This is a genomic window from Yersinia sp. Marseille-Q3913 (assembly GCF_963892745.1).
Classification (GTDB): Bacteria; Pseudomonadota; Gammaproteobacteria; order Enterobacterales; family Enterobacteriaceae; genus Yersinia; species Yersinia bercovieri.
In genome coordinates, this window is sequence record NZ_CAWQAF010000001.1 from 61,406 (window position 1) to 85,400 (window position 23,995).

The following is a 23,995-nucleotide window of genomic DNA, read 5'->3' on the forward strand; positions in this document are numbered from 1 at the left end:
AAAATGGATAAGCCCTAAATAGTTCAAGTTGCAGGAAGGCGGCAAGAGAGAATCCCGATGAGCTTACATAAGTAAGTGATTCGGATAATTGAACATAGCCAACGCACATGCAGCTTAAAGTATGACGGGTGTAAAGGGAAAGGGGCCGAAGCCCCTTTGGTTTTATTTGGTACTTGTGGCGCTTGTCTGGCTAAACGCCGCCTGGAACACCGCGACCAGTGCATCATTCTGCGACTGGGTTAGGGTGTGCCCTTTCGGACCGATGAATTGCAAACTACTGCGGTTATCAAGGTCACCGACTTGCAGCTTGTAATCACCTTCTGGCAGTTCAGGGTCTTTGGCCCCCAACGCATCCCAGCCACTGCTGCTCATGGATTTGTTGGTCACGTTAATTGAACCTTGCGGACGGCTACGGTCAGTAACTTTCATGCCGATTTTCTCAAGTGCGGCTGGCAGGCGTTCCCACAGCACAGCATAAGGTGCGCGGACAATCAGTTGTGGTAAGCCGGTATCATCGCTACCGCTTTGAACATCTAGCGAGCCAACCTTACGGGCGGCCTGACTGCTTTCGCTGTCAGAACGGACCTTATCCAAACCTTCGATAATGGTATTCAGCATTGCGCCGTTGTAGCGCTGGATTTCGGTATAGCTGGTTACTGGCTGACCGCCTTGCTGTAGAGCAAGGGATTTCACCACCAATACCAACTGATAACCCTGCTCCTGCACACTTATCTGATAACGGCCTTCAAACTGCACGTCTTCATCGGCGCGGTTCCATTTGATCCAGTCAGTGGTCAGTGTTTGGCTGGCATCCTGACGGCTGGCTATCGCCCAGTTTTTATCTTGCAGGACGCGGGTAACCTGCGCCCACAGATTACGGTTTTGCGGGCTATTTTCTAACAATAGCTTGCTGGTATCGTTAGCATTTTCAGCGCGAGAGCCGCTTAACAATGCCAGTGGTTGTACCGGAGGACGGATGTCCAACTGTTTACCCACAGCGCCTTGAGAGTTGACGGAACGGACATCAAAATCGCCATTTTGTACCGGCAAAATCATCCCTGCTGGTGAGTTAAGCGGTTTCAGCCCCGGCGCTTCCAGATAAGATTCATCACCACCAACCTGGCGTTTGTAGCGTTGGTCAGTGGTGCAGCCTGCCAGCAGCATGGCTAGCGAAACACCCACTACCGTGACCACTGTCGACTTTTGCAATGTTATTGCCATCAAATTTCCCTAAGAGTTACAGCAAACCTGCGCTTTTCAGCGCGTCTTCCACAATCCGTTTAGCCGGATCAGTCAGCGGGGTCATTGGCAGACGCAAAGTGTCATTCGCCATTAATCCCAGTTGCTTTGCGGCCCATTTCACCGGAATTGGGTTTGCTTCTACAAATAAATGCTGATGCAATGGCATCAAGCGCTGATTCAAACGGCGTGCTTGTGCAAAGTTGCCTTGTGCAGCCAATGCACAAAGTTCAGCCATTTCACGCGCAGCGATGTTCGCCGTCACCGAAATAACCCCTTTGCCGCCCAGTTGCATAAAGTCCAGTCCGCTCGCATCGTCACCACTGAGCAGGATGAAATCTTCATCATCAACCAGCACTTGGATCTGACTAACACGACTTAAGTTCCCTGTTGCCTCTTTAACAGCAACAATATTTTTAATCTTGGCTAAGCGGGCGATGGTTGGCGGTAACATATCGCAACCAGTACGCGAAGGCACATTATAGAGAATTTGTGGTAAATCGGTACTTTCAGCGATCGCTTTGAAGTGCTGATATAACCCTTCCTGCATTGGCCGGTTATAATATGGCGTCACAGTCAAGCAACCCACCACACCGGTGTTATTGAACCGTTGCGTGAGAGAAATTGCTTCGGAGGTGGCATTAGCACCGGTTCCAGCAATGATGGGAATGCGGCCATCAGCCAGTTCGAGGGTCTGCATCACCACATCGACATGCTCGTCATGGTTCAGTGTGGCTGACTCTCCCGTGGTGCCCACGGAGACAATCGCCGCAGTACCGCTGGCGACATGATAATCAATTAGTTTCTTAAGGCTCGCACGATCGACAGCACCTTTGTCGTCCATCGGCGTTACCAGTGCAACTATGCTACCTGTAAACATTGCGTTGCCTGTAAACATCGGACTTCCCGTAAACATTGCCCACCCCCTCCTTAAACAAGTTACTCATGGTACTTTTGACCTCTATCCAAAAGCAAGCAAACAACTGTGTTGTAAGCGCTTGGCAGCAGGTTTTTTTTATGTTTACCATGGTAACCCCAAAGAGCATGACAGGAAGAGCGATTTTGCCGCAGCTTGATGAACATTATCTGGTCATTACCGCACTGGGTGCTGACCGCCCTGGGATCGTGAATACCATCACCCGCCATGTCAGTAGCTGCGGTTGTAATATTGAAGATAGCCGTCTGGCCATGTTCGGTGAAGAGTTCACATTTATTATGTTACTTTCAGGCAGTTGGAATGCCATTACCCTGCTGGAATCAACCTTACCGCAAAAGGGCGCAGAGCTTGATTTGCTGATTGTGATGAAGCGAACCAACGCCCAAGAGCAGAAAGCGATGCCGGCGACAGTCTGGGTAAAAGTTGAAGTGAATGACTCCCCACATATTATTGAACGCTTTACCAACCTGTTTCATTGCCACAATATGAATATCGCGGAGTTGGTTTCCAAAACTCAACCGGCTGAAGGCGACACGCCTCCTCGGTTGCATATTCAGATGAGTGCGCACAGTCCCGCCAGCCAAAACAGTTCGATAATTGAACACGCTTTTTATCAGCTATGTACAGAACTCAATGCGCAAGGCAGTATTAGCATTGTGAACTATCCACAGCATGACTCACGAATGGAGAGTTAGTAATGAGCCCATTGAAAGCCGGTGATTTAGCGCCGAACTTTAGCTTGCCCGACCAAGATGGCGAGCAAATTAGTTTGGCCGACTTCCAGGGACAACGTGTCTTGGTTTATTTTTATCCTAAAGCCATGACTCCGGGCTGTACTGTTCAGGCCTGTGGTCTGCGGGACAACATGGATGAATTAAAGAGCGCGGGTGTCGAAGTGCTGGGTATTAGCACCGACAAACCTGAAAAACTGTCGCGTTTCGCGGAGAAAGAGCTGCTGAATTTCACTTTGCTGTCTGATGAAGATCATCAGGTTGCAGAACAGTTTGGCGTTTGGGGCGAGAAAAGTTTTATGGGTAAAACCTACGATGGTATCCACCGCATCAGCTTCTTAATTGATGCCGACGGTAAGGTGGAGCATGTGTTTGATAATTTCAAAACCACCAACCACCACGATATCGTGATGGACTATTTACGCCAAAGTGCCTAAGTGGTCTCATTACCCATAAAAAGCAAAAAAGAGCGTTTAGGCGCTCTTTTTTATTGGCTCAATCGACTGTTTATTCAGTCAAAATAGAGTATCGCTTCCGTTAATTAATCCGCCTCAAGAAGCCGCTCTTCCGGCCAGGCGTGGATAACGGCTTTGACCAAGGTCGCCAATGGGATAGCAAAGAATACCCCCCAAAAGCCCCACATTCCGCCAAAAATGATCACCGACAGAATAATAACCAGCGGATGTAGATTGACGGCTTCCGAGAACAGTACTGGCACCAGCAAGTTGCCATCCAGCCCCTGCACCACCAGATAGGCGACAAAAAGGGTCCAGAAATCAGCACCAAGCCCCCACTGGAATAGCGCCACCAGTACCACCGGAATGGTAACAATCACCGCGCCAATATAGGGGATCAAAACCGAGAAGCCGACCAGTACCGCCAATAATAGCGAGTAATTCATGCCCATAATAAAGAACACTAAATAGGTGGCTATGCCGACAACAACCATCTCCACCACTTTGCCGCGAATATAGTTGGTAATCTGTTGGTTCATCTCCAGCCAAACCTGCCCGGCAAGGCCACGATTACGCGGCAGAACACGGCGCACTGCATTCAACATCTGCTCTTTGTCTTTGAGCAGGAAAAACAGCATCAATGGCACTAAAATCAAATAGATAGCCAGTGTCAGCAAGCCAATTAATGAGGCTACCGAGAATTTAACCACGGATTCCCCCATGCCGGAGAGCTTGTTACGCAGGTTTTCCGCCATCATATCGACGATCCCGGCATCCACCAGTGCGGGATAACGCGAGGGCAGTGTTTGAGCAAATGCGTTGAATTTATTTAGCATTTTCGGCATGTCTGAGATCAGATTATTGCCCTGTTGCCAGACCGTCGGTGCCACGACAAACACCGCTAACAAGGTGATACTGCCAAAAACCACCAGTACAATAGTGGCGGCCCAAAGGCGTGAACAACCAACACGCTGTAATCGAGCCGTCGGCCACTCCAGTAGATACGCCAGTACGATTGCCGCCAGTAGCGGGGCCAAAATACCGCTGAAGAAATAGAGAATGCAGAATCCAGCCAACAGAATAACCAGTAAAGCGATAACCTGCGGGTCGGTAAAACGCCGACGATACCACTGTAACAACAGCTCTAGCATCCGAAATTGCTCCTTAAAAACCATGAGGGATCCGCAAATTGGCGAACTCCTTAAACCGCCTCGCTCAACAGAGGCACAACCCGAAGGTAAAATTGATGTGTCGGCTCTTCCATAGCGCCATTGCCTAGGTATCCATTAAGTTATAACTATTTCTTTATACTCGCAGGCTGGCTAAGATAGTTACGAGTCTCAGCAATGGATGCTGAGCTTAGCTTTTGACCTATTTGAACCTATTTTTGTGATATAGCTCGCTTTCGTGATGATTGTACTGGAGAGCAGAGCAAGGAAGAAGAACTCTTACACATCTCGGAGTCTAATTGTCATTACATTGGCAGGGGCAGCTTCAGTTATGACTTATCGGTTGAGTAACACAGGTCGGTTTAATCAAACGGGCCGATTACGTAAGAGAGTGCTTGCAGCACTGCTCAGTAGCTTGCTGCTCACCAGCACAATACCCGCTAGCGCTGAGACACAAGACTTGCTGCCCGATATCGGTACTTCAGCCGGGGCGACTTTGAGCATCGATCAGGAACTGGCGATGGGGGATTTCTATGTCCGCCAAATGCGCGCCAGTACACCACTCATTTATGATCCGCTATTGACGCAATATATCAATACGCTGGGTAAACGGCTGGTTGCCAATGCCAACTCAGTTCGCACCCCCTTCCATTTCTATCTGGTCAATAACGACCAGATTAACGCCTTTGCTTTCTTTGGTGGCAACGTGGTGCTCCACTCCGCGCTGTTCCGTTATACCGATAACGAAAGTGAGTTGGCATCAGTATTAGCCCATGAAATATCTCATGTCACTCAACGCCATTTGGCGCGGGCCATGGAAGAGCAGCAACGTATGGCTCCGTTAACATGGGTCGGGGTATTAGGCTCGATCCTGTTGACCATGGCCAGCCCACAAGCTGGTATGGCGGGCTTAAGTGGCACGCTGGCGGGCGCTCAGCAAGGTATCATCAGCTTTACTCAGGGCAATGAGCAGGAGGCTGACCGCATTGGCATTCAAGTGCTGCAACGTTCGGGTTTTGATCCGCAAGCCATGCCTAATTTCCTGCAAAAACTAGCCGATCAGTCACGATATGCATCAAAACCGCCAGAAATGCTGCTGACTCACCCCTTACCCGATAGCCGATTATCTGATGCACGTAACCGCGCCAACCAAATGAAGCCGCACCCTATCGCTTCATCACAAGATTATCTATTCGCCAAAGTTCGTATTCTGGGCATGTATGGTTCAACTGAGAATAGCCTGACCCCAGATCTGCTGGAAACCTTGAGCAAAGGCACGGTGCGCGAACAACTGGCAGCTAAATATGGTCAGGCCATCTTGCTGTATCAGGCCAAAAAATACGACGACGCCCGCAATCAGTTACAGCCGCTGTTAACCCAGCAACCGGGCAATATTTGGTTCCTTGATTTGATGACCGATATTGATTTGGGGCAAAACAGAGCGGCAGCCGCCATCTCTCGCCTACAAGCGGCCACCGCAAAACAGAATGATGAGCCGGTATTGCAACTCAATCTGGCCAACGCTTATGTTCAGGGCGGGCAACCGGCTGCTGCCATCAAGATACTGCATCGCTATACTTTCGCCAATCCGAACGACCCGAATGGTTGGGATCTATTGGCACAAGCGGCGGCAGCATTGAATTTACGCGATCAGGAACTGGCCGCTCGAGCGGAGAGTTTGGCATTAAGTGGCAAGTTGGCACAGGCAATCGGCCTGCTTAGCGACGCCAGCGCGCGGGTGAAATTAGGGAGTCTGGAGCAGGCACGTTATGACGCCCGTATTGACCAGTTGCGCCAATTGAATGAGCGCTTCCGTAAATACCAGAAAACCTGATGAGATCGGGTTAACTTGCTGACTGCCCGGTAATATGGCGCTCAGCTCAAGGCATTATTGCAAGGAAAGTTACCATGAAACAGGTCACGTTTTATCATAATCCACGCTGCTCCAAAAGCCGCGAAACCCTTGCGTTAGTTGAACAGCAGGGGATTAAGCCGCAGGTGATTCTGTATTTAGACACCCCGCCGTCAGTGGCGACATTAAAAGAGTTACTGCAACAGTTGGGCTTTAGTGATGCACGACAATTGATGCGCACCAAAGAGGAGCTCTACAAAGAGCTGGATCTGGCAGACCCGTCGCTGACACAAGAAAAGTTGCTACAAGCCATGAGTGATAACCCGAAACTTATCGAGCGCCCTATCGTGGTTTATCAGGGCAAAGCGCGTATTGGCCGACCGCCAGAGCAGGTGTTGGACATTTTGCCGTGACTTAATCACGACGAAAAGTTGCGCGAATGAATCTGCTGACGATCCCGACCCAAAGTCATTGGTGTTGCAGGCAGTGAGTGACCGCAGCTCACTACCCTGCAACGTCAAGGATGCAGGGGATTACAGCTTGAGGATATCTTTCACAAACGGGATAGTCAGTTTACGTTGTGCGGTAATAGAGGCCCGATCAAGCTGATCCAGTGTCGTAAACAGGGTGCGCATCTCGCGATCCAGTCGTTTTAGCAAAAAGCGGCCCACATCTTCCGGCAATTCAAAACCACGTAATTTGGCGCGCAGCTGCAAAGCCTGCAACTTTTCATCATCTGATAGCGGCTGCAATTTATAGATCTGGCCCCAATCAAGGCGAGACGCCAAATCAGGTAAACCGAGATTTAACTGCCGCGGCGGGCGATCACCGGTGATCAATAAGCGGGTGCGACCGGTTTCTACAATGCGGTTATAGAGATTAAACATCGCCATTTCCCACTGCTCATCACCGGCAATACACTCAATATTATCAATACAAACCAGCGCTAACTGCTCCATGCCGTCCAGCACTTCTGGTACAAAGTAGGCACGTTTATCCAGCGGGACATAGCCTACCGCCTCGCCTTGTTGCGATAGCTCCGCGCAAGCGGCATGTAACAGATGGCTACGGCCACCGCCTTCGCGCGACCAGAAATAGATGTAACTGCCGTGGGATTGATGAACAGCGGACTGGATCGCCGCTAATAGCGACGGGTTCTCACCCGGATAAAAACTGGCAAAAGTTTCATCATCGGGAAGATAAAGTGGCAGTGAAAGCTGTGCCGGCGTATTCAGAAAAGCACCTCAACCAACAAAACGGGCGGGAAAACAGAGTCAGCTTAACACAAAAAGTAACAACAGCATAAAAACCTGATCTGGGATGAAATAGTGGCCGAACCGACAGATGTGCGCTCCGCAGACAACAGCGGCTCGGCCAGATTTCACTTTTTAGTGCGCAGACTTATCTTCCGCCGCATCGAGAATCTCTTCTTCCGTGCGCAACAAGCTGATCACTTTGAACAGCAGGCTCAGACCGATACCGACCACTGTGGCCAGCGCCATGCCTTTAAGTTCAGTCGCGCCAATGTTCACTTTCGCGCCACTCACGCCGATTATCAAGATGACCGAGGTTAAAATCAGGTTTTGTGCCTTGTTATAGTCAACTTTTGACTCGATCAACACACGGATACCCGATGCCGCAATCACGCCGTACAACAGCAGTGAAACGCCACCCATGACAGGAACCGGCACCGCCTGAATGGCAGCAGCAAGTTTACCGACACAAGAGAGCATAATCGCCAGGATCGCCGCACCACCGATAACCCAGGTGCTATAAACACGGGTTATCGCCATCACACCGATATTTTCGCCATAAGTGGTATTCGGCGTGGAGCCGAAGAAACCGGAGATCACCGTAGAAATACCGTTGGCAAACATCGAACGATGCAGGCCGGGGTCACGAATTAAATCTTTTTTTACGATATTGGCGGTCACCACCAGATGCCCAATATGCTCGGCAATCACCACCAGCGCCGCAGGCAAGATGGTCAGAATAGCGAACCACTCAAAACGGGGGGTATAGAAGGTCGGCAAAGCAAACCAATGGGCTTCACTAATGGGTGTTAAATCAACCACACCCATCACGAATGACAAGGCATAACCCACCAATACACCAATCAGAATCGGGATAATGGCGAAGAAGCCACGGAACAGCACCGAACCTAAAATGGTCACCCCCAAGGTCACCATTGAGATGATAATGGTGGTTGAATCTACCGTCACCCCCTGAGCTGGCAGTAGCCCCGCCATTCCGGCAGCAACACCGGCTAACTCAAGGCCGATAACCGCGACAATCGCCCCCATCGCCGCCGGTGGAAATATCACATCCAACCAGCCAGTACCGGCTTTTTTCACAATCAGCGCCACCAGGCAGAACAGCACGCCGCACATGATAAAACCGCCCAAGGCAACTTCGTATCCTAATGGCAATAATAGTAAAACTGGCGAAATAAACGCAAAACTGGAACCCAGATAAGCCGGGATCTTGCCCTTACAGATGAACAGATAGAGTAAGGTGCCGATGCCGTTGAACAACAGCACCGTGGCCGGGTTAATTTTAAATAGGATAGGAACTAAAACTGTGGCACCGAACATGGCGAACAAATGTTGAAAACTCAGGGGGATCGTCTGGAGCAGCGGTGGACGCTCGCTGACGCCAATGGTGCGACGGCTCATTCTTCTATCCTCTTCAATGGTGTGGTTTATACCCGTCATACTTCAAACTGCATGTACGTTGGCTTCTTTCGCTCACCCGAATCATTGACTCGCGTCAACTCATCGGGATTTACTCAGTTGCCGCCTTCCTGCAACTCGAATTATTTAGGGTATATGCTAAAAATTATTCAAAAAAAAGCCGACTATCGAGTCGGCTATCATCGTTTATTTGGTTCCGAAAATCTTATCCCCGGCGTCACCTAGCCCTGGGATGATGTAACCCTGTTCGTTCAGGCCCTGATCGATAGAGGCAGTGTATAGCTCAACGTCTGGATGGGCCTGCTCCAATGCTTTAATGCCTTCCGGTGCCGCGACCAATACCAAGACTTTAATGCTCTGGCAGCCCGCTTTTTTCAGCAAATCAATGGTGGCAATCATCGAACCACCGGTTGCCAGCATTGGGTCAACCACTAACGCCATACGCTCATTGATATTGGAAACCAGCTTCTGGAAGTAAGGAACCGGCTTTAGCGTCTCTTCATCACGATAGACACCCACCACACTGATACGGGCGCTTGGTACATTTTCCAACACCCCTTCCATCATGCCCAAACCGGCACGCAGAATGGGCACAACAGTGATTTTCTTACCTTTAATCTGTTCAACTTCAACCGGCCCGTTCCAACCTTCGATGGTCACTTTTTCAGTTTCCAAATCGGCGGTTGCCACGTAAGTCAGCAAACTCCCCACTTCAGACGCTAACTCGCGAAAACGCTTCGTGCTGATATCATTTTCACGCATCAAACCAAGTTTATGTTTTACTAGCGGGTGTTTCACCTCAACGATCTTCATTATTTTTCTCCTGGTTAGGCGACTGGCGGCCAAAAAAATCGCGAGATTATACCGCCTTTTTTTTTGAACGCCACAATCAATAGCCTGATTCAGATCAATAGAAAATCATTATTAAGTCAAGAAAGCTAAAAATCAGCGTGATATCACAAGCTACTCGCAAACGTTTGCCTGCGCTGTTAGAATTGTCGCGTTTTCTTCCTATGCTTAAACCGCCAACCGCCGTGGGGACCTCGCAGTGACCAACAAAACCTCTCTCAGCTATAAAGACGCAGGTGTAGATATTGATGCCGGCAATGACCTTGTTGATCGCATAAAAGGTGTGGTTAAACAGACCCGTCGCCCAGAGGTCATGGGTGGATTGGGCGGCTTCGGTGCCCTGTGCGCTTTGCCGCAAAAATACCGTGAACCTATTTTAGTTTCAGGCACCGATGGCGTGGGCACCAAGCTGCGTCTGGCGATGGACCTGAAACGCCACGATACCATCGGTATCGATTTAGTGGCCATGTGTGTCAACGACCTGGTAGTTCAAGGCGCTGAGCCACTGTTCTTCCTCGACTACTTCGCCACCGGTAAACTGGATGTGGATACCGCCGCCAGTGTCATTACCGGTATTGCCGAAGGGTGCAAACAGTCAGGTTGTGCGCTGGTCGGCGGCGAAACCGCCGAAATGCCGGGCATGTACCACGGCGAAGATTATGACGTTGCTGGCTTTTGTGTTGGCGTGGTCGAAAAATCTGAAATCATCGATGGCAGCAAAGTGGCGCCGGGTGATGTGCTGGTAGCCTTAGGTGCCAGCGGCCCACACTCCAATGGTTATTCGTTGGTTCGCAAAATTTTGGAAGTCAGCAACACCAATCCAGAACAGACGCAGCTGGAAGGTAAATCGCTGGCCGACCATCTGCTGGAACCGACCAAAATCTACGTGAAATCCATTCTGAGCTTGATTGAACAACTTGATATTCATGCGATTGCTCACCTGACCGGTGGCGGCTTCTGGGAGAATATTCCACGGGTATTACCGCAAGGCACTCAAGCTGTTATCGATGAAGCTAGCTGGCAGTGGCCTGCGGTATTCAGCTGGTTGCAGCAAGCTGGTAATGTGAGCCGCCACGAAATGTACCGCACCTTTAACTGTGGTGTCGGCATGGTGGTTGCTCTCCCTGCGGAACTGGCAGATAGTGCCGTTGAGTTGCTGACAGCATCTGGCGAAAAAGCCTGGAAAATCGGGGTGATCGCAGCGGCAGCCGAAGGCGCCGAACAAGTTATTATCAATCCGTAATGATGAAAAAAATCGTCGTTTTGGTTTCAGGCCAGGGAAGCAATCTGCAGGCACTGATAGAAGCCCAGCAGCAAGGGTGCATTTCAGGCCAGATTAGCGCTGTATTTAGCAATAATACTGCGGCTTATGGGTTAGAACGTGCCAAGCTGGCGGGTATTCCACACCATGGGTTGGATGCCAAAGCCTTTGCTAACCGCGCCAGTTTTGATGCGGCATTGGCCCAAGCCATTGACCAGTATCAGCCCGATTTGCTGGTACTGGCCGGTTATATGCGCATTCTTAGCCCCGTGTTTGTCCAGCGCTATGCTGGCCGGATGTTGAATATCCACCCCTCCCTGCTACCCAAATATCCTGGCCTGCACACTCACCGTCAGGCACTGGAAAACGGTGATCAGGAGCACGGCACTTCAGTGCATTTTGTCACTGAGGAGCTGGATGGCGGCCCGGTGATCCTGCAAGCCAAAGTGCCGATTTTCAGTGATGACACTGAAGATGATGTCATCGAGAGAGTGCAAACTCAGGAACACAGCATCTATCCGCTGGTGGTAGGTTGGTTTACTGATGGTCGTCTGACGATGCGAGATAACGCAGCCTGGCTGGATGGTAAGCGCTTACCTGCACAAGGTTATGCCGCCGAAGAGTAGATTGATTCCATTACAGATAATAGTGCATTGATTAAGGGCGCTGCCGTTCTACGGTTAGCGCCTTTTTTATGCTTCATGTTTAAGCCTTATGCGGAGCCTGGCACTCAGGTTATCCCCAAAGTCACCACTCCCCCACTGCAACTTTAAGCACGAAGAGTATATAATCGTTGTGGCAGCAACCGCTGTCGCCCTATGAGGAATAAGCATGTCTACCACTAGCAGCGTCCGTTTACGCCCACTTGAACGGGATGATCTGCCGTTTGTCCATCAGTTAGATAACAATGCCAGTGTGATGCGCTATTGGTTTGAGGAGCCTTACGAGGCATTCGTCGAACTCTCTGATCTGTACGATAAGCATATTCATGACCAGAGCGAGCGCCGCTTTATTATTGAAAGTCAGGGTACAAAAGTAGGGCTGGTCGAGTTAGTTGAAATTAACCATATTCATCGCCGTGCTGAGTTTCAGATTATTATAGACCCAGCCCATCAAGGGAAAGGCCATGCTGGCACCGCAGCAAAACTGGCCATGGAATACGGTTTTTCTGTGCTGAATTTGTACAAACTTTATCTGATCGTGGATAAAGAGAATAAAAAAGCCATTCATATCTACGGCAAATTAGGTTTTGAAGTGGAAGGCGAACTGAAGCAGGAGTTCTTTATCAATGGTGAATACCGTACGGTGATCCGTATGTGCATTTTTCAGCCACAATATTTAGCTAAATATAAAACGCCATCGATAAAGAGTGCTTGATTTATGCCCAAACAGGGGCCACACGGCCCCAATAGTGATTAGTAGAATCAATTCAACAAATTTAATAAAGTAATGTTATCACTCGCATTGATTTCATCTATTTTCCCTAATAAATACTCCTGTGATTTTTTGGTGTGTATTCTGAAAACACTGTATGAGTAAACAATATTGATTATGTCATCTTCACTTAGCGTGTTGTTGTATATGACAAAAGCACTGATAACTGATTTTATAATGAAAAAATCCATGACATAAGAATAAAACTCCTTGTCAATCTCATCAATTTTATTCAGCGCAAACTGATGGTGATAGAAGTTATACAAGAAAAAGTTACTCAAAATATGGGGGTGTTGATTGAGCAAAGGCATAACTTTGTTATTCCAAGCCTCACTCAGTTCACTCATGCGTTTTTCAAGTTGATTGACATCCACGTCTTTCATTAAATGATGGATTAAAAAACCCATGTAATTAATCATCGTTTTTCTCCCTCTGCTAGATAGGGAGTTAACAATTTGTCGTTGAAATGCCATTAAAAAATGCCAGCGCACATTAGCATTAAAAGGAATGCTGGTCATCTCCTCAGTCATACGACCAGAGGTTAACATACTTCTAATTGCCGTATAACCTTCAGATATTATTTGAGTTTTATCTTTAACAGTTTTGTCGATGTCCTGGTAATAATGGATAAAAATATTAGTTGCATAAATGTTCTCTTCAATATTCTCCCGTGGAGTGGTCATCAATTGATTACAATAATCATTAATCATCTTCCCTTCTGCGTTAATTTCTCTATTATTGAAGTAGTGCTGCTGGCTTATCTCTTCCTGATTAACAAGAAACGCATCTGGGCTAAATAATACTAATCGGGTAACTTCGGGGCAGGAGAGTGTCAGTGTATTGAATTTTTCCATTTTGTATTCATGGCTACTACGCGGATATGAGGAACAGGTTTTACTTAGTGCCTCACCACCTAAGCATTTATGAATCTCACACAAACGAGCTTTATCAAGATAAGGGCAATTACCGTCATCATCAAGGCGTATTTCGGCCCAACTCTCTAGGCTATCTCGTGTCACTTTAATATTTTTGATTGCTATATTTCTGATATTTTGATTCTGGCTATTCTTATATTTTCGGTACGTATCTTTATCGATTTGGATGCTCCAACTATTGCAGCAATGATCACGGCAGGCAGAACCGACACAACTAAAACGCTCCACAAACTTAGGTTGAGTAATTTGTAATTTTTTCACCACATGAAATCCTATTAGTCACTGATTATTTAGCCATAACAAGCGACACAACAGGCTGTGGAATTAAACTTAATTTCACATCAGTAATGATAATAACGGAAAATCATCTCTCATGGCATAAACAGTCAGTTGCTGCATAAAGCGCTGGCTTAAACTGTCACTAGACTCACGGCAGGCATGGTAAGAGTAGACAATACCAATCACGTCATCCTCAGCTAATTGCCCATACTCATTTACATGGGCCGTGATTAGCATTTTCAAATAAAAGAAGTCTATAATTTGTAGATTAAACGCAGCCACCGCAGATAACTCCCCGCCCATTGCCAATTGATCATGATGAATGCGAAACAGAAAGTAGTTACGCAACACAGACGGATTCCCCATAAAAAATGGCAGTGCATATTGCTGCCAGGCAGTCGTTAATTGCTGCCGAAAACAGTGGGGTTCAATCTGTTCATCGGTGGAATTGGTCAGTAATCTATTGGTATAGGCCGTCAGTCTTTTTTTTCCTCGAACATCCGATAGCTGTGCCATAAAATTGTGCAGGCAATTTAATAACTCGCCACGGATAACCGGATCATATTCTACTGCCATTAATTCTTGGGCCGCTTGCCCGGTCTCTATGGAAGAAATTAATTTACTACGCAGGTTATCGATCTCAACCATGTTATTTCTGTTCACATCATTACAAGCTTGATATTTGTGCAAGAAGCAATTTATTGCCCAAAGATTTTCTGCGATATCCACCTGCGGAATTGCTGCAATCGCCGCGCAAGCACGATTGACCAATCGCTCTTCGACAACAATATCCGGCGATTTAAAATAGTCATATTGATTAATAATCGAAAATCGCAGGGTTAATGCATCAGGCGAGAATAATACCTGTCGAGTGACCTCAGGACAGGAGAGTGACATACTTTTAATTTTTTGATTCTTATAGATATGTTCAACGCGAGGGTAAGTTGCACAGCGATTACCCAGCGCATTCACACCTGCATGTTTATAAATCTGACATAGCCGCTGTTCATCAAGAAAGGGGCAATTACCCTGATTATCGGGGCTAATATTGGCCCAAGAGGCGAGACTATCTTGAGTAACAGAGATATGAGTGATGGCAATACGTTTAATATCTGAGTAGGGGCTTTTAATGTATTTCTGATAGCGGTTTCTATCGAGTATGACATTCTGGCCTTTGCAACAGTGATCAAGACAGGCTGTACCCGCACAACTAAATGTCTCCATAAAATCAGGCTGGGTTATCAATAGCTCTTTCACTTAAGATTTCCATTTAATAGTTACTTTAATAACGAGCGACACGTAACAATGTAAACTTAAATGGTGAAAAATAAATACAGTGAAGACCCTAGCCTTAGCTAACCTGCGCACTCCACGGAGCGCTAGCCATAACGCCCGGTAATATAATCTTCCGTGCGGCGCTGATGGGGTGAGGTAAACAGAGCATCAGTATTGTTATATTCCACCAAACTCCCCTGATGAATAAAGGCGGTATAGTCGGACACCCGCGCGGCCTGCTGCATGTTATGGGTCACCAACACCACGGTATATTGCTGTTTTAGCGTGGTGATCAGCTCTTCAATGGTCAGTGTGGAGATAGGGTCAAGGGCCGATGTCGGTTCATCCAGCAGCAACACTTCTGGCTCGATTGCAATGGCTCTGGCGATGACTAAGCGCTGCTGTTGGCCGCTGGAGAGACGAAACGCATTCTCCCGCAAGCGGTCTTTCACCTCATGCCACAGCGCCGCCGCCCGCAGTGAGCGCTCAACAGCGTCATCAAGCAGCCGACGATCACGAACCCCCTGCAAGCGCAGGCCATAGACCACATTTTCATAGATTGATTTTGGGAATGGGTTAGGCCGTTGAAAGACCATGCCGACCCGCCGACGCAAAGCGGCCACATCGGTAGTTTTGTCTGTGATGATTTCGCCACCCAAGCGGATTTCACCCTCAAGACGGCAGTTATCCAGCAGATCATTCATGCGGTTAAAGCAGCGCAGCAATGTGGATTTACCACAACCGGACGGGCCAATCAGCGCAGTCACCCGGTGCTTAGGCACACAAAACGAAATATCGTGCAGCACCTGTTTGTCGCCATAGAATAAGTTGAGCTTTTCGACCGCCAGCGCCGTTTGCTCGTCACTCAATTGCTGCACATCAAATAGTGGCAGCGCATCCGGCATCAAAAGTCCCATATTTCGTCCTGCGGGTTAAAAAGTTCAATCACAGCATTAAACCTCGGTACTTTTCACGTAAATGATGGCGAATGCCGATGGCCGCTAAATTAAGGCCAACCACGATGATCACCAGCAGCAGTGCGATGGCGAAGACTAATGGGCGGGCAGCTTCCACATTGGGGCTTTGGAACGCCATATCGTAGATCTGGAAGCTTAAATGCATAAATTTACGTTCCAAATGCAGGAACGGGAAGATGCCATCCACCGGCAAGAGCGGCGCTGATTTTACCACGCCCACCAGCATCAGCGGGGCAGTTTCACCTGCCGCCCGTGCCACAGCTAAAATTAGCCCGGTGATCATCGCTGGCGCTGCCATCGGCAACACGATGTGCCACAGTGTCTCGGCTTTACTGGCCCCCAGCGCTTGCGAGCCTTGTCGCAAACTGACCGGAATGCGAGCCAGCCCCTCTTCGGTGGCGACAATCACCACCGGCAGTGTTAGTAGCGCCAGAGTCAAGGCCGCCCACAGCACACCCGGCGTGCCAAATGTCGGGTTAGGCAGCGCTTGCGGATAAAAGAGTTTATCCAGTGATCCGCCGATAAAATAGACAAAGAATCCGAGGCCAAATACCCCATAGACAATGGATGGCACCCCCGCCAGATTCACCACGGAGATGCGAATCATACGGGTCAGCCAGTTTTTACCCGCATACTCATGCAAATAGACCGCCGCAATCACCCCTAACGGCATGACGACAATAGACATCAGTATCACCATCAGCACAGTACCAAAAATAGCTGGGAAGACGCCGCCTTCGGTGCTGGCATTACGCGGATTATCGGTCAAAAACTGATGAACTTGTGCCAGCCAATGGCGCAATTTCTGCCCAAAACTCATCTCATTGGGATACCAGGCGCGGTTGATCTGGCTGAGCGACAGGGGGTGAATTTGCCCATTCATATCCCGCAGCAACAAGGTATAGCGGTTCTGCTCGGTTTGCAGACCCCGCAATTTCTCCATCATCGCCTGATGGCGGCGCTGTAGCTCACCCCACTCGGCTTCAATACTGTCTTGTGATTTGCTGTCGAGCGAACCGGTCATTTGCAGCTGTTTTTTCTGTAGCCGCAACGCCTCAAATTGCTGATTGAGCATATTTATCTGGCGGAACTGAATATCTTTCGACTGCCGGACCAGCCTCTGAATGACAGGAATGCGCTTTTGCAGCTCCTGCGCTAAATCATCACCCACCAGTGGCTGGTCGTTATCCAGCATTCCGGCGAGAAAACCGTAAGCGGTGCCACTGTTTTGCCGATCCAGTACCAACAGCTCTTTAGGTTGCGTGCGTTGTTGGATATCACTCTCCAGCAATCGATGAAAATCCTGCCCCTGAATCTCCCGATTGCCGGTTTTAATCAGATAACGGGTCACCGTCTCACCGGTTTGTGGCGGCAAAATCACCCCGGCCTGTTCGAGTTGTTGCCGTGGCAGCGACTGTTGCTGATAAATTTCGCCAATCACCCTGACCGGGCCGGCAGCCGTCTGCTTGAGTTCAAACAGATAAACCGGCGCGGGCCAAAAATAGCGCATCCCCTGCCCCGCCAGCAGCAATACGATCCCCAGCAGCGCCAATAGGCTGATACTCACGGCACTGGCGGTCAGCCAGATCCACGGCGAGCCGGAGGCAAACCACTTTTTGATAGCACCTGTCGTCGTCATGCCATCCGCTCCATCTGGTAGCGCTCACGCAGCCGTAACCGAATGGCTTCGGCGAGCGTATTCACTAGAAACGTGAAGCAAAACAGCACTAACGCCATCAAAAACAGCACCCGATAATGCCCACTGCCCACCACCGCTTCCGGCATCTCAATGGCGATATTGGCCGCCATCGCGCGCAGCCCCTGAAAAATGCTGCCATCGATAATTGGCGTGTTACCGGTCGCCATCAACACAATCATCGTCTCACCCACAGCACGACCAAAACCGATCATCAGGGCGGAGAAAATACCGGCGAAGGCCGAGGGCAACACCACACGCACCAGGGTCTGCCAGGGGGTTGCCCCCAGCGCCAATGACCCCTGACTCAGCGACGGCGGCACACTAAATAGCGCATCTTCCGCCAGCGAGAAAATCACCGGTACCAGTGCAAATCCCATCGCCACCCCCACCACCAGCGCATTGCGCTGAGAGTAGTTGTCACCCAACCACTCATGTAGCGGCCCCCCCAGCGTCCACATCGACAGTTTCGGCCCCAACCACAATGCCAGCCACCCCGTCAGCAGAATAACCGGCAGCAGCACAATGGCATCCCAGCCCGCCGGCAGTCGCCACTGAGCCTTTTCCGCCAATCGGGTAGTGCCCCAGCCGCACAGGATGATGGTCAATGCCAGCAGTGGCGGGAGCAATAAAATGCCCGCCAGATAGTTCTCAATCACCGGAGCCAGCCAAATACCGGCAACCAAACCAATCACCACGGTCGGGAATGCCCCCATCATCTCGATGGCCGGTTTCACCACGCGCCGCAGACCCGCCGACATGAAATAGGCGGTGTAAATGGCCCCCGCCAATGCCAGTGGAATAGCAAATAGCATGGCGTAACTGGCGGCCTTTAATGTGCCAAAAATGATCGGCACTAAGCTGAATTTGGCCTGATAGCTCTCTTCGGCTGAGCTTGATTGCCACACATAAGCTGGTTCCGGGTAATTCTCATACCACACCCGTTGCCACAAGCTGCGCCAACTGATGTCGGGATAGCGGTTATCCACCTGATAAAAGGACCAACCGGCGGCACTCTCCACCAGCAGATTATCGCCCCAAGGGGAGAATGCGGCATGAGTGATCCCCTCAGCCATTTTTTGTTGCAATAGCGGTGCGGATTGGATGCTAGAGAAGAGGGATAACTCCCCTTGTGGTGACAACGATGCAAAGACCCGCCGCCTATTTTCGGTGGTCAGTAACCCCTTGAGCGCTGGGGTAAAAGTGCGGATAGGTGTTAAGTGGAATGGGTTATCCTGCGCTTTGCGTACATCAAACCATTGGGTTAACTGGCCATCCGGCGATTGCACCAACAGGGATTTTCCGCCCGCCAATATAGCGAGGGTTAAGGGGCCATCAGCGGCATGCTTATCATTTCGCAACGACACCACCTCGCGCAGTGTCAGTTCGGCGCCCAATTGGTAGATGTACAGCTGATTGCCCGCTAACAGATAGAGCAAGCGCCCATCTGGGGTCAAAAGCAGCTGATCGGCCTTCGGCACCTCCGTCAGTTCGCTGACTTGTTGGCCCTGCGCAGTAAAGGTTCCGGCCAGCAAGCGGCCATCCTCAGTCATGGCGGCCAGGGTAAATTGTTGTGGTTGCGGCTCCGCCAGCACCAAATGGTGTAAGCGCTGGCCTTTCAAATCTAAAAAGCGCGGTTGCTCGCCCAGTGGAAATTGCCAGCGTGGTGGCGTGGCCGAGAAATCAGGTTGCAGCAGCAGAAGTCGGCCATTGCTCAAACCGACCCCATATAGAGGTTGCCCCCCTGCCGCGCGACTGATTGATATCGGCGGTGGTGATAATGTCTGCTCACTGATCTGACTGCCAGCCGGGGACGCCCCCTGCGCATTGAGCCGAATAAAGTATCCTTTGCCCTGATTATCAATGCGATAAGCCACCTGCCCTTGAATATCAAGGCCGAGTGCGGCGGTTGGCGCGCTGCGATTGACCGCAAACTCATTATGCAAGCTGATAGTGGCGGGTTTAAACAGAGGGAAGACGGCGTACAATAAATAAACGAAAATCAGCATCAGAGTCAGCAACACCAGCAAGCCACTGCCTGTCACCATCATGCGCACCAGACGATCAATGACAGCCCGGCGCTTATCTCTCCCTGATGGTGTTACTACGCCCACTTGCTGCTGCATCTTTGATTGCCCCATGCCCTTACGCCGTATCCGTCTATGTTACCACTCCGGCCACAATTTATGGCTATAACATAGCGCCAGATGACCGAGCATTTTATGTCACTTTTGTGGCATTTGCATGACAATGTTTGCGACGCCCACCCAACATCTGTGCGCTATTTACCTGACAATAGGTTTGATGTTTACCTAATAAAGTTAACTAATGATATCTGTTGGACTTTCTTATCATTCTTTCGCAATAATGATTACGGACACTAAATACTCCCACAATAATCTTACTGGAGTTGCAATGGGTCAGGAAAAGCTCTACATCGAGAAAGAACTCAGCTGGTTAGCCTTTAATGAGCGGGTATTGCAAGAAGCAGCGGATAAGAGCAATCCACTCATTGAGCGGATGCGCTTCCTTGGCATTTACTCCAATAATTTGGATGAATTCTATAAAGTCCGTTTCGCCGATCTGAAGCGGCGCATTTTGATTAGCGAAGAGCAAGGCTCTGCCGTGACTTCGCGCCACTTGCTGAAAAAAATTCAGAGCAAAGTGGTGAAAGCCGACCAGGAATTTGATGGGCTGTATAATGATCTTTTGCTGGAGATGGCGCGCAATCAGATCTTCCTGATTAATGAGCGGCAAATTTCCGAGAATCAGCAAGCCTGGTTAAAGCTCTATTTTAAGCAGCATCTACGCCAGCACATCACACCTATTCTAATTAACCATGACACCAATCTGGTGCAGTTTTTAAAAGACGATTATACCTATTTGGCAGTGGAAATTATCCGTGGTCAGGATATTGCCTATGCCCTGCTGGAAATTCCTTCGGATAAAGTGCCGCGCTTCGTTAATTTACCACCAGAAGCCCCTCGCCGCCGCAAGCCAATGATATTACTTGATAATATATTGCGCTATTGCCTCGATGAGATCTTCAAAGGCTTCTTTGATTACGACGCGCTAAATGCCTATTCGATGAAGATGACCCGCGATGCCGAATATGATTTGGTCACTGAGATGGAGTCCAGCCTGCTGGAACTGATGTCATCGAGTCTGAAACAGCGCCTGACGGCAGAGCCGGTACGCTTTGTTTATCAACGTGATATGCCCAACGAAATGGTGGAGTTACTGCGCGGCAAGCTCGGTATCTCTAACGATGATTCCGTGATCGCCGGCGGCCGTTATCATAATTTCAAAGATTTTATTAGCTTCCCCAATGTCGGTAAAAGCAATCTGGTGAACAAACTCATGCCGCGTCTGCGCCATGTTTGGTTTGATAAATTCCGCAACGGCTTTGATGCTATTCGTGAACAGGATGTACTGCTCTACTATCCGTATCACACCTTTGAGCACGTATTAGAACTGCTGCGCCAGGCATCATTTGATCCCAGTGTCTTGGCGATTAAAATCAATATTTATCGGGTCGCCAAAGATTCACGTATTATTGAATCGATGATCCATGCCGCCCATAATGGCAAAAAAGTCACGGTGGTGGTGGAGTTACAGGCGCGTTTCGATGAAGAAGCTAATATTCATTGGGCCAAAAGCCTGACTGCTGCGGGTGTACACGTTATTTTCTCCGCGCCGGGCCTGAAGATCCACGCCAAGTTATTCCTTATTTCCCGCCTTGAAGGCGATGAAATCGTGCGCTATGCCCATATTGGCACCGGTAACTTTAACGAAAAAACCGCGCGAATTTATACCGACTACTCACTACTGACGGCCGATGCACGTATCACCAATGAAGTGCGGCGCGTATTTAACTTTATTGAGAATCCATACCGCCCGGTGAAGTTTGATAATCTGATGGTGTCACCACAAAACTCGCGCATCATGCTCTATCAATTGATTGACCAGGAAATTATTCATGCTCAGGCGGGTGAAAGCGCGGGAATTACGCTGAAAATAAATAATTTAGTGGATAAAGGGCTGGTAGATAGGTTATATAGCGCCTCCAGTGCTGGGGTGAAGGTTAGATTATTAGTGCGCGGGATGTGTTCATTAATCCCCAATATGCCGGGGATCAGCGATAATATTCAGGTCACCAGCATCGTTGACCGTTTTCTGGAGCATGACCGGGTCTACGTCTTCGATAATAAAGGCGACAAACTGGTCTATCTCTCCTCCGCTGACTGGATGACCCGTAATATTGATTACCGTATCGAAGTCGCGGTCTCGCTGCTTGATCCGAAATTAAAGCAGCGGGTGCTGGATATTTTAGAGCTGCTATTTAACGACACAGTAAAAGCCCGTTATATTGATAAAGAACTGAGTAATCGTTATGTACCGCGTGGCAACAGGCGCAAAGTACGTGCACAGATTGCCATCTATGATTATTTAAAAGCGCTGGAACAACCAGAGCAGTAGGGCGAAAATTATGCCGCTAACCAATAATTCGACTACCACCAAACCGCAGGAAATTGCGGCTATCGACTTGGGATCTAACAGTTTCCATATGGTGATCGCCCGCGTCGTCAACGGCGCGTTGCAGGTTTTAGGCCGCCTAAAGCAGCGGGTGCATCTGGCTGATGGTCTGGATAGCAATAATATGCTCAGCGAAGAGGCCATTGAGCGGGGTCTGGCCTGTCTGGCGCTGTTTGCTGAGCGCCTGCAGGGTTTCTCACCGGACAACGTCTGTATCGTCGGCACCCATTCACTGCGCCAGGCAGCGAATGCGGAAACCTTCCTTAAACGCGCCGCTGAGGTGATCCCTTACCCCATCGAAATCATCTCCGGTCAGGAAGAGGCGCGTCTGATTTTCATGGGCGTCGAGCATACTCAGCCGGAGAAGGGCCGCAAGCTGGTGATTGACATTGGTGGTGGCTCCACCGAGTTAGTGATTGGTGAAGACTTTGAACCGCTGCTGGTGGAGAGCCGCCGCATGGGCTGTGTCAGTTTTGCCCAGCAGTTCTTCCCCCATGGCGAAATCAGCAAAACCAACTTCAAGCGCGCCCGTCTGGCGGCGGCCCAAAAGCTGGAAAATCTGGCGTGGCAATACCGAATTCAAGGCTGGCAGTATGCGCTGGGCGCATCCGGCACCATTAAAGCCACCTACGAAGTGCTGGTGGAGATGGGCGAGAAAGATGGCTTAATCACGCCGGAACGTCTCGAAATGCTAGTGGATCAAGTGCTGCAATTCAAACACTTCTCGGCCCTGAGCCTGCCGGGGCTATCAGAAGATCGCCAATCGGTATTTGTTCCGGGTCTGGCTATTTTGTGTGGTGTATTCGATGCATTAGCCGTCAAAGAGTTACGTTTATCGGATGGCGCGCTGCGCGAAGGTGTGTTGTATGAAATGGAAGGCCGTTTCCGCCATCAGGATATCCGTCAGCGCACTGCCAAAAGCCTGGCGGAGCACTATAATATTGATCGCGAACAGGCCCGCCGGGTGCTGGAGACAACCGAGCAACTCTATACCCAGTGGCTGGCACAGAATACTAAGCTGGTACAGCCGCAGCTTGAAGCCCTGCTGAAATGGGCGGCAATGCTACACGAAGTGGGCCTGAGCATTAATCACAGCGGGATGCACCGCCATTCTGCCTATATTCTGCAAAACACCAACTTGCCGGGCTTCAATCAAGAGCAGCAATTGCTGTTAGCAACACTGGTCCGTATGCATCGTAAAGGCATTAAGCTGGATGAGCTGCCGCGGTTGAATTTATTCAAGAAAAAGTATTATTTGCCATTAATTCAATTATTGCGTCTGAGTACCTTGCTAAACAATCAGCGCCAATCGACCACTACACCGGAAAGTCTGCGGCTGATAACCGATGACAGCCACTGGACATTGCGCTTCCCCGCGGGTTATCTGGCACAAAATAATCTGGTGCAACTGGATTTTGAACGCGAGCAGGCATACTGGGATGACGTGGTCGGCTGGAAGTTGACCATCGAAGAAGAAGCACCAGAACAGACCAAGGACGCGGCACCGGCTGCCTAAACAGAGTGAATCCCGATGAGCTGACTCAAGTCAGTGATTCGGGTGAGAGAGAGCAGCTAACACCGCTGCAGCGCCAAGGTGCCACGGATTTTCCCAAAGTCATTGAGGTTGCAGCAAGGCAGCAAACGAGTGAATCCCGGTGAGCTGACTCAAGTCAGTGA

The 23,995-nt window shown here is 49.5% G+C and carries 20 protein-coding genes; 9 read left to right on the forward strand and 11 right to left on the reverse strand.

Features of this window, described 5'->3' with window-relative positions:
* Nucleotides 1-162: 162 nt before the first annotated feature.
* Both bamC and dapA read right to left on the reverse strand, forming a co-directional pair.
* Entirely contained in the window at nucleotides 163-1,221 is a 1,059-nt protein-coding gene (bamC, locus tag AACW11_RS00305) for an outer membrane protein assembly factor BamC (RefSeq protein WP_212585466.1), read from the reverse strand.
* A 16-nt stretch (nucleotides 1,222-1,237) separates the two neighbouring features.
* Entirely contained in the window at nucleotides 1,238-2,119 is an 882-nt protein-coding gene (dapA, locus tag AACW11_RS00310; protein ID WP_138775208.1) for a 4-hydroxy-tetrahydrodipicolinate synthase, read from the reverse strand.
* Nucleotides 2,120-2,301: 182 nt separating this feature from the next.
* Between dapA and AACW11_RS00315 the strand changes: the two genes are divergently transcribed.
* Both AACW11_RS00315 and bcp read left to right on the forward strand, forming a co-directional pair.
* Nucleotides 2,302-2,871, forward strand: coding sequence for a glycine cleavage system transcriptional repressor (locus AACW11_RS00315; RefSeq protein WP_212585529.1), 570 nt, complete (start codon nucleotides 2,302-2,304; stop codon nucleotides 2,869-2,871).
* Between the two features lie 2 nt (nucleotides 2,872-2,873).
* Nucleotides 2,874-3,344, forward strand: a complete 471-nt coding sequence (gene bcp, locus AACW11_RS00320; RefSeq protein WP_005273287.1) for a thioredoxin-dependent thiol peroxidase — start codon at nucleotides 2,874-2,876, stop codon at nucleotides 3,342-3,344.
* 104 nt (nucleotides 3,345-3,448) lie between these two features.
* On the opposite strand, the gene AACW11_RS00325 is transcribed toward bcp, so the two are convergent.
* Entirely contained in the window at nucleotides 3,449-4,513 is a 1,065-nt protein-coding gene (locus tag AACW11_RS00325) for an AI-2E family transporter (protein ID WP_212585467.1), read from the reverse strand.
* A gap of 349 nt (nucleotides 4,514-4,862) precedes the next feature.
* Between AACW11_RS00325 and AACW11_RS00330 the strand changes: the two genes are divergently transcribed.
* Complete coding sequence (locus tag AACW11_RS00330; RefSeq protein WP_212585468.1) at nucleotides 4,863-6,365, forward strand: beta-barrel assembly-enhancing protease; 1,503 nt, start codon at nucleotides 4,863-4,865, stop codon at nucleotides 6,363-6,365.
* 74 nt (nucleotides 6,366-6,439) lie between these two features.
* Nucleotides 6,440-6,796, forward strand: a complete 357-nt coding sequence (arsC, locus tag AACW11_RS00335; RefSeq protein ID WP_212585469.1) for an arsenate reductase (glutaredoxin) — start codon at nucleotides 6,440-6,442, stop codon at nucleotides 6,794-6,796.
* Nucleotides 6,797-6,916: 120 nt separating this feature from the next.
* Here the strand turns inward: arsC and hda are convergent, their stop codons facing one another.
* The 3 genes from hda to upp all read right to left on the reverse strand — a co-directional run bounded on the left by hda (nucleotide 6,917) and on the right by upp (nucleotide 9,889).
* Complete coding sequence (hda, locus tag AACW11_RS00340; protein ID WP_212585530.1) at nucleotides 6,917-7,618, reverse strand: DnaA inactivator Hda; 702 nt, start codon at nucleotides 7,616-7,618, stop codon at nucleotides 6,917-6,919.
* 153 nt (nucleotides 7,619-7,771) lie between these two features.
* Complete coding sequence (uraA, locus tag AACW11_RS00345; protein ID WP_099460514.1) at nucleotides 7,772-9,058, reverse strand: uracil permease; 1,287 nt, start codon at nucleotides 9,056-9,058, stop codon at nucleotides 7,772-7,774.
* A gap of 204 nt (nucleotides 9,059-9,262) precedes the next feature.
* Nucleotides 9,263-9,889: a uracil phosphoribosyltransferase gene (upp, locus tag AACW11_RS00350; protein WP_212585470.1), complete on the reverse strand. Its 627-nt coding sequence runs from the start codon at nucleotides 9,887-9,889 to the stop codon at nucleotides 9,263-9,265.
* Nucleotides 9,890-10,124: 235 nt separating this feature from the next.
* Here upp and purM point away from each other — a divergent pair, with 235 nt between their 5' ends.
* From purM to speG, 3 genes are all read left to right on the forward strand, one after another.
* Nucleotides 10,125-11,168, forward strand: a complete 1,044-nt coding sequence (gene purM, locus AACW11_RS00355; protein ID WP_212585471.1) for a phosphoribosylformylglycinamidine cyclo-ligase — start codon at nucleotides 10,125-10,127, stop codon at nucleotides 11,166-11,168.
* A gap of 2 nt (nucleotides 11,169-11,170) precedes the next feature.
* Entirely contained in the window at nucleotides 11,171-11,812 is a 642-nt protein-coding gene (purN, locus tag AACW11_RS00360; RefSeq protein WP_212585531.1) for a phosphoribosylglycinamide formyltransferase, read from the forward strand.
* Nucleotides 11,813-12,017: 205 nt separating this feature from the next.
* Complete coding sequence (gene speG, locus AACW11_RS00365; protein ID WP_212585472.1) at nucleotides 12,018-12,563, forward strand: spermidine N1-acetyltransferase; 546 nt, start codon at nucleotides 12,018-12,020, stop codon at nucleotides 12,561-12,563.
* Between the two features lie 47 nt (nucleotides 12,564-12,610).
* Here the strand turns inward: speG and fliB (AACW11_RS00370) are convergent, their stop codons facing one another.
* The 5 genes from fliB (AACW11_RS00370) to AACW11_RS00390 all read right to left on the reverse strand — a co-directional run bounded on the left by fliB (AACW11_RS00370) (nucleotide 12,611) and on the right by AACW11_RS00390 (nucleotide 19,923).
* Nucleotides 12,611-13,816: a flagellin lysine-N-methylase gene (gene fliB / locus AACW11_RS00370; protein WP_212585473.1), complete on the reverse strand. Its 1,206-nt coding sequence runs from the start codon at nucleotides 13,814-13,816 to the stop codon at nucleotides 12,611-12,613.
* Nucleotides 13,817-13,891: 75 nt separating this feature from the next.
* Nucleotides 13,892-15,091, reverse strand: coding sequence for a flagellin lysine-N-methylase (gene fliB / locus AACW11_RS00375; protein WP_212585474.1), 1,200 nt, complete (start codon nucleotides 15,089-15,091; stop codon nucleotides 13,892-13,894).
* 122 nt (nucleotides 15,092-15,213) lie between these two features.
* Entirely contained in the window at nucleotides 15,214-16,026 is an 813-nt protein-coding gene (pstB, locus tag AACW11_RS00380; protein ID WP_212585475.1) for a phosphate ABC transporter ATP-binding protein PstB, read from the reverse strand.
* Between the two features lie 28 nt (nucleotides 16,027-16,054).
* The gene (gene pstA, locus AACW11_RS00385) at nucleotides 16,055-17,725 is read right to left on the reverse strand and encodes a phosphate ABC transporter permease PstA (RefSeq protein WP_212585476.1); all 1,671 of its coding nucleotides are present in this window, start codon (nucleotides 17,723-17,725) and stop codon (nucleotides 16,055-16,057) included.
* Nucleotides 17,722-19,923: an ABC transporter permease subunit gene (locus AACW11_RS00390; protein WP_212585477.1), complete on the reverse strand. Its 2,202-nt coding sequence runs from the start codon at nucleotides 19,921-19,923 to the stop codon at nucleotides 17,722-17,724. Before AACW11_RS00390 ends, pstA begins: the two co-directional genes overlap by 4 nt.
* 274 nt (nucleotides 19,924-20,197) lie before the next feature.
* On the opposite strand from AACW11_RS00390, the gene ppk1 reads away from it, so the two are divergent.
* Together ppk1 and ppx are read left to right on the forward strand one after the other, a co-directional pair.
* Nucleotides 20,198-22,261, forward strand: a complete 2,064-nt coding sequence (ppk1, locus tag AACW11_RS00395; protein ID WP_212585478.1) for a polyphosphate kinase 1 — start codon at nucleotides 20,198-20,200, stop codon at nucleotides 22,259-22,261.
* 10 nt (nucleotides 22,262-22,271) lie between these two features.
* The gene (gene ppx / locus AACW11_RS00400) at nucleotides 22,272-23,834 is read left to right on the forward strand and encodes an exopolyphosphatase (RefSeq protein WP_212585479.1); all 1,563 of its coding nucleotides are present in this window, start codon (nucleotides 22,272-22,274) and stop codon (nucleotides 23,832-23,834) included.
* Nucleotides 23,835-23,995: the final 161 nt, after the last annotated feature.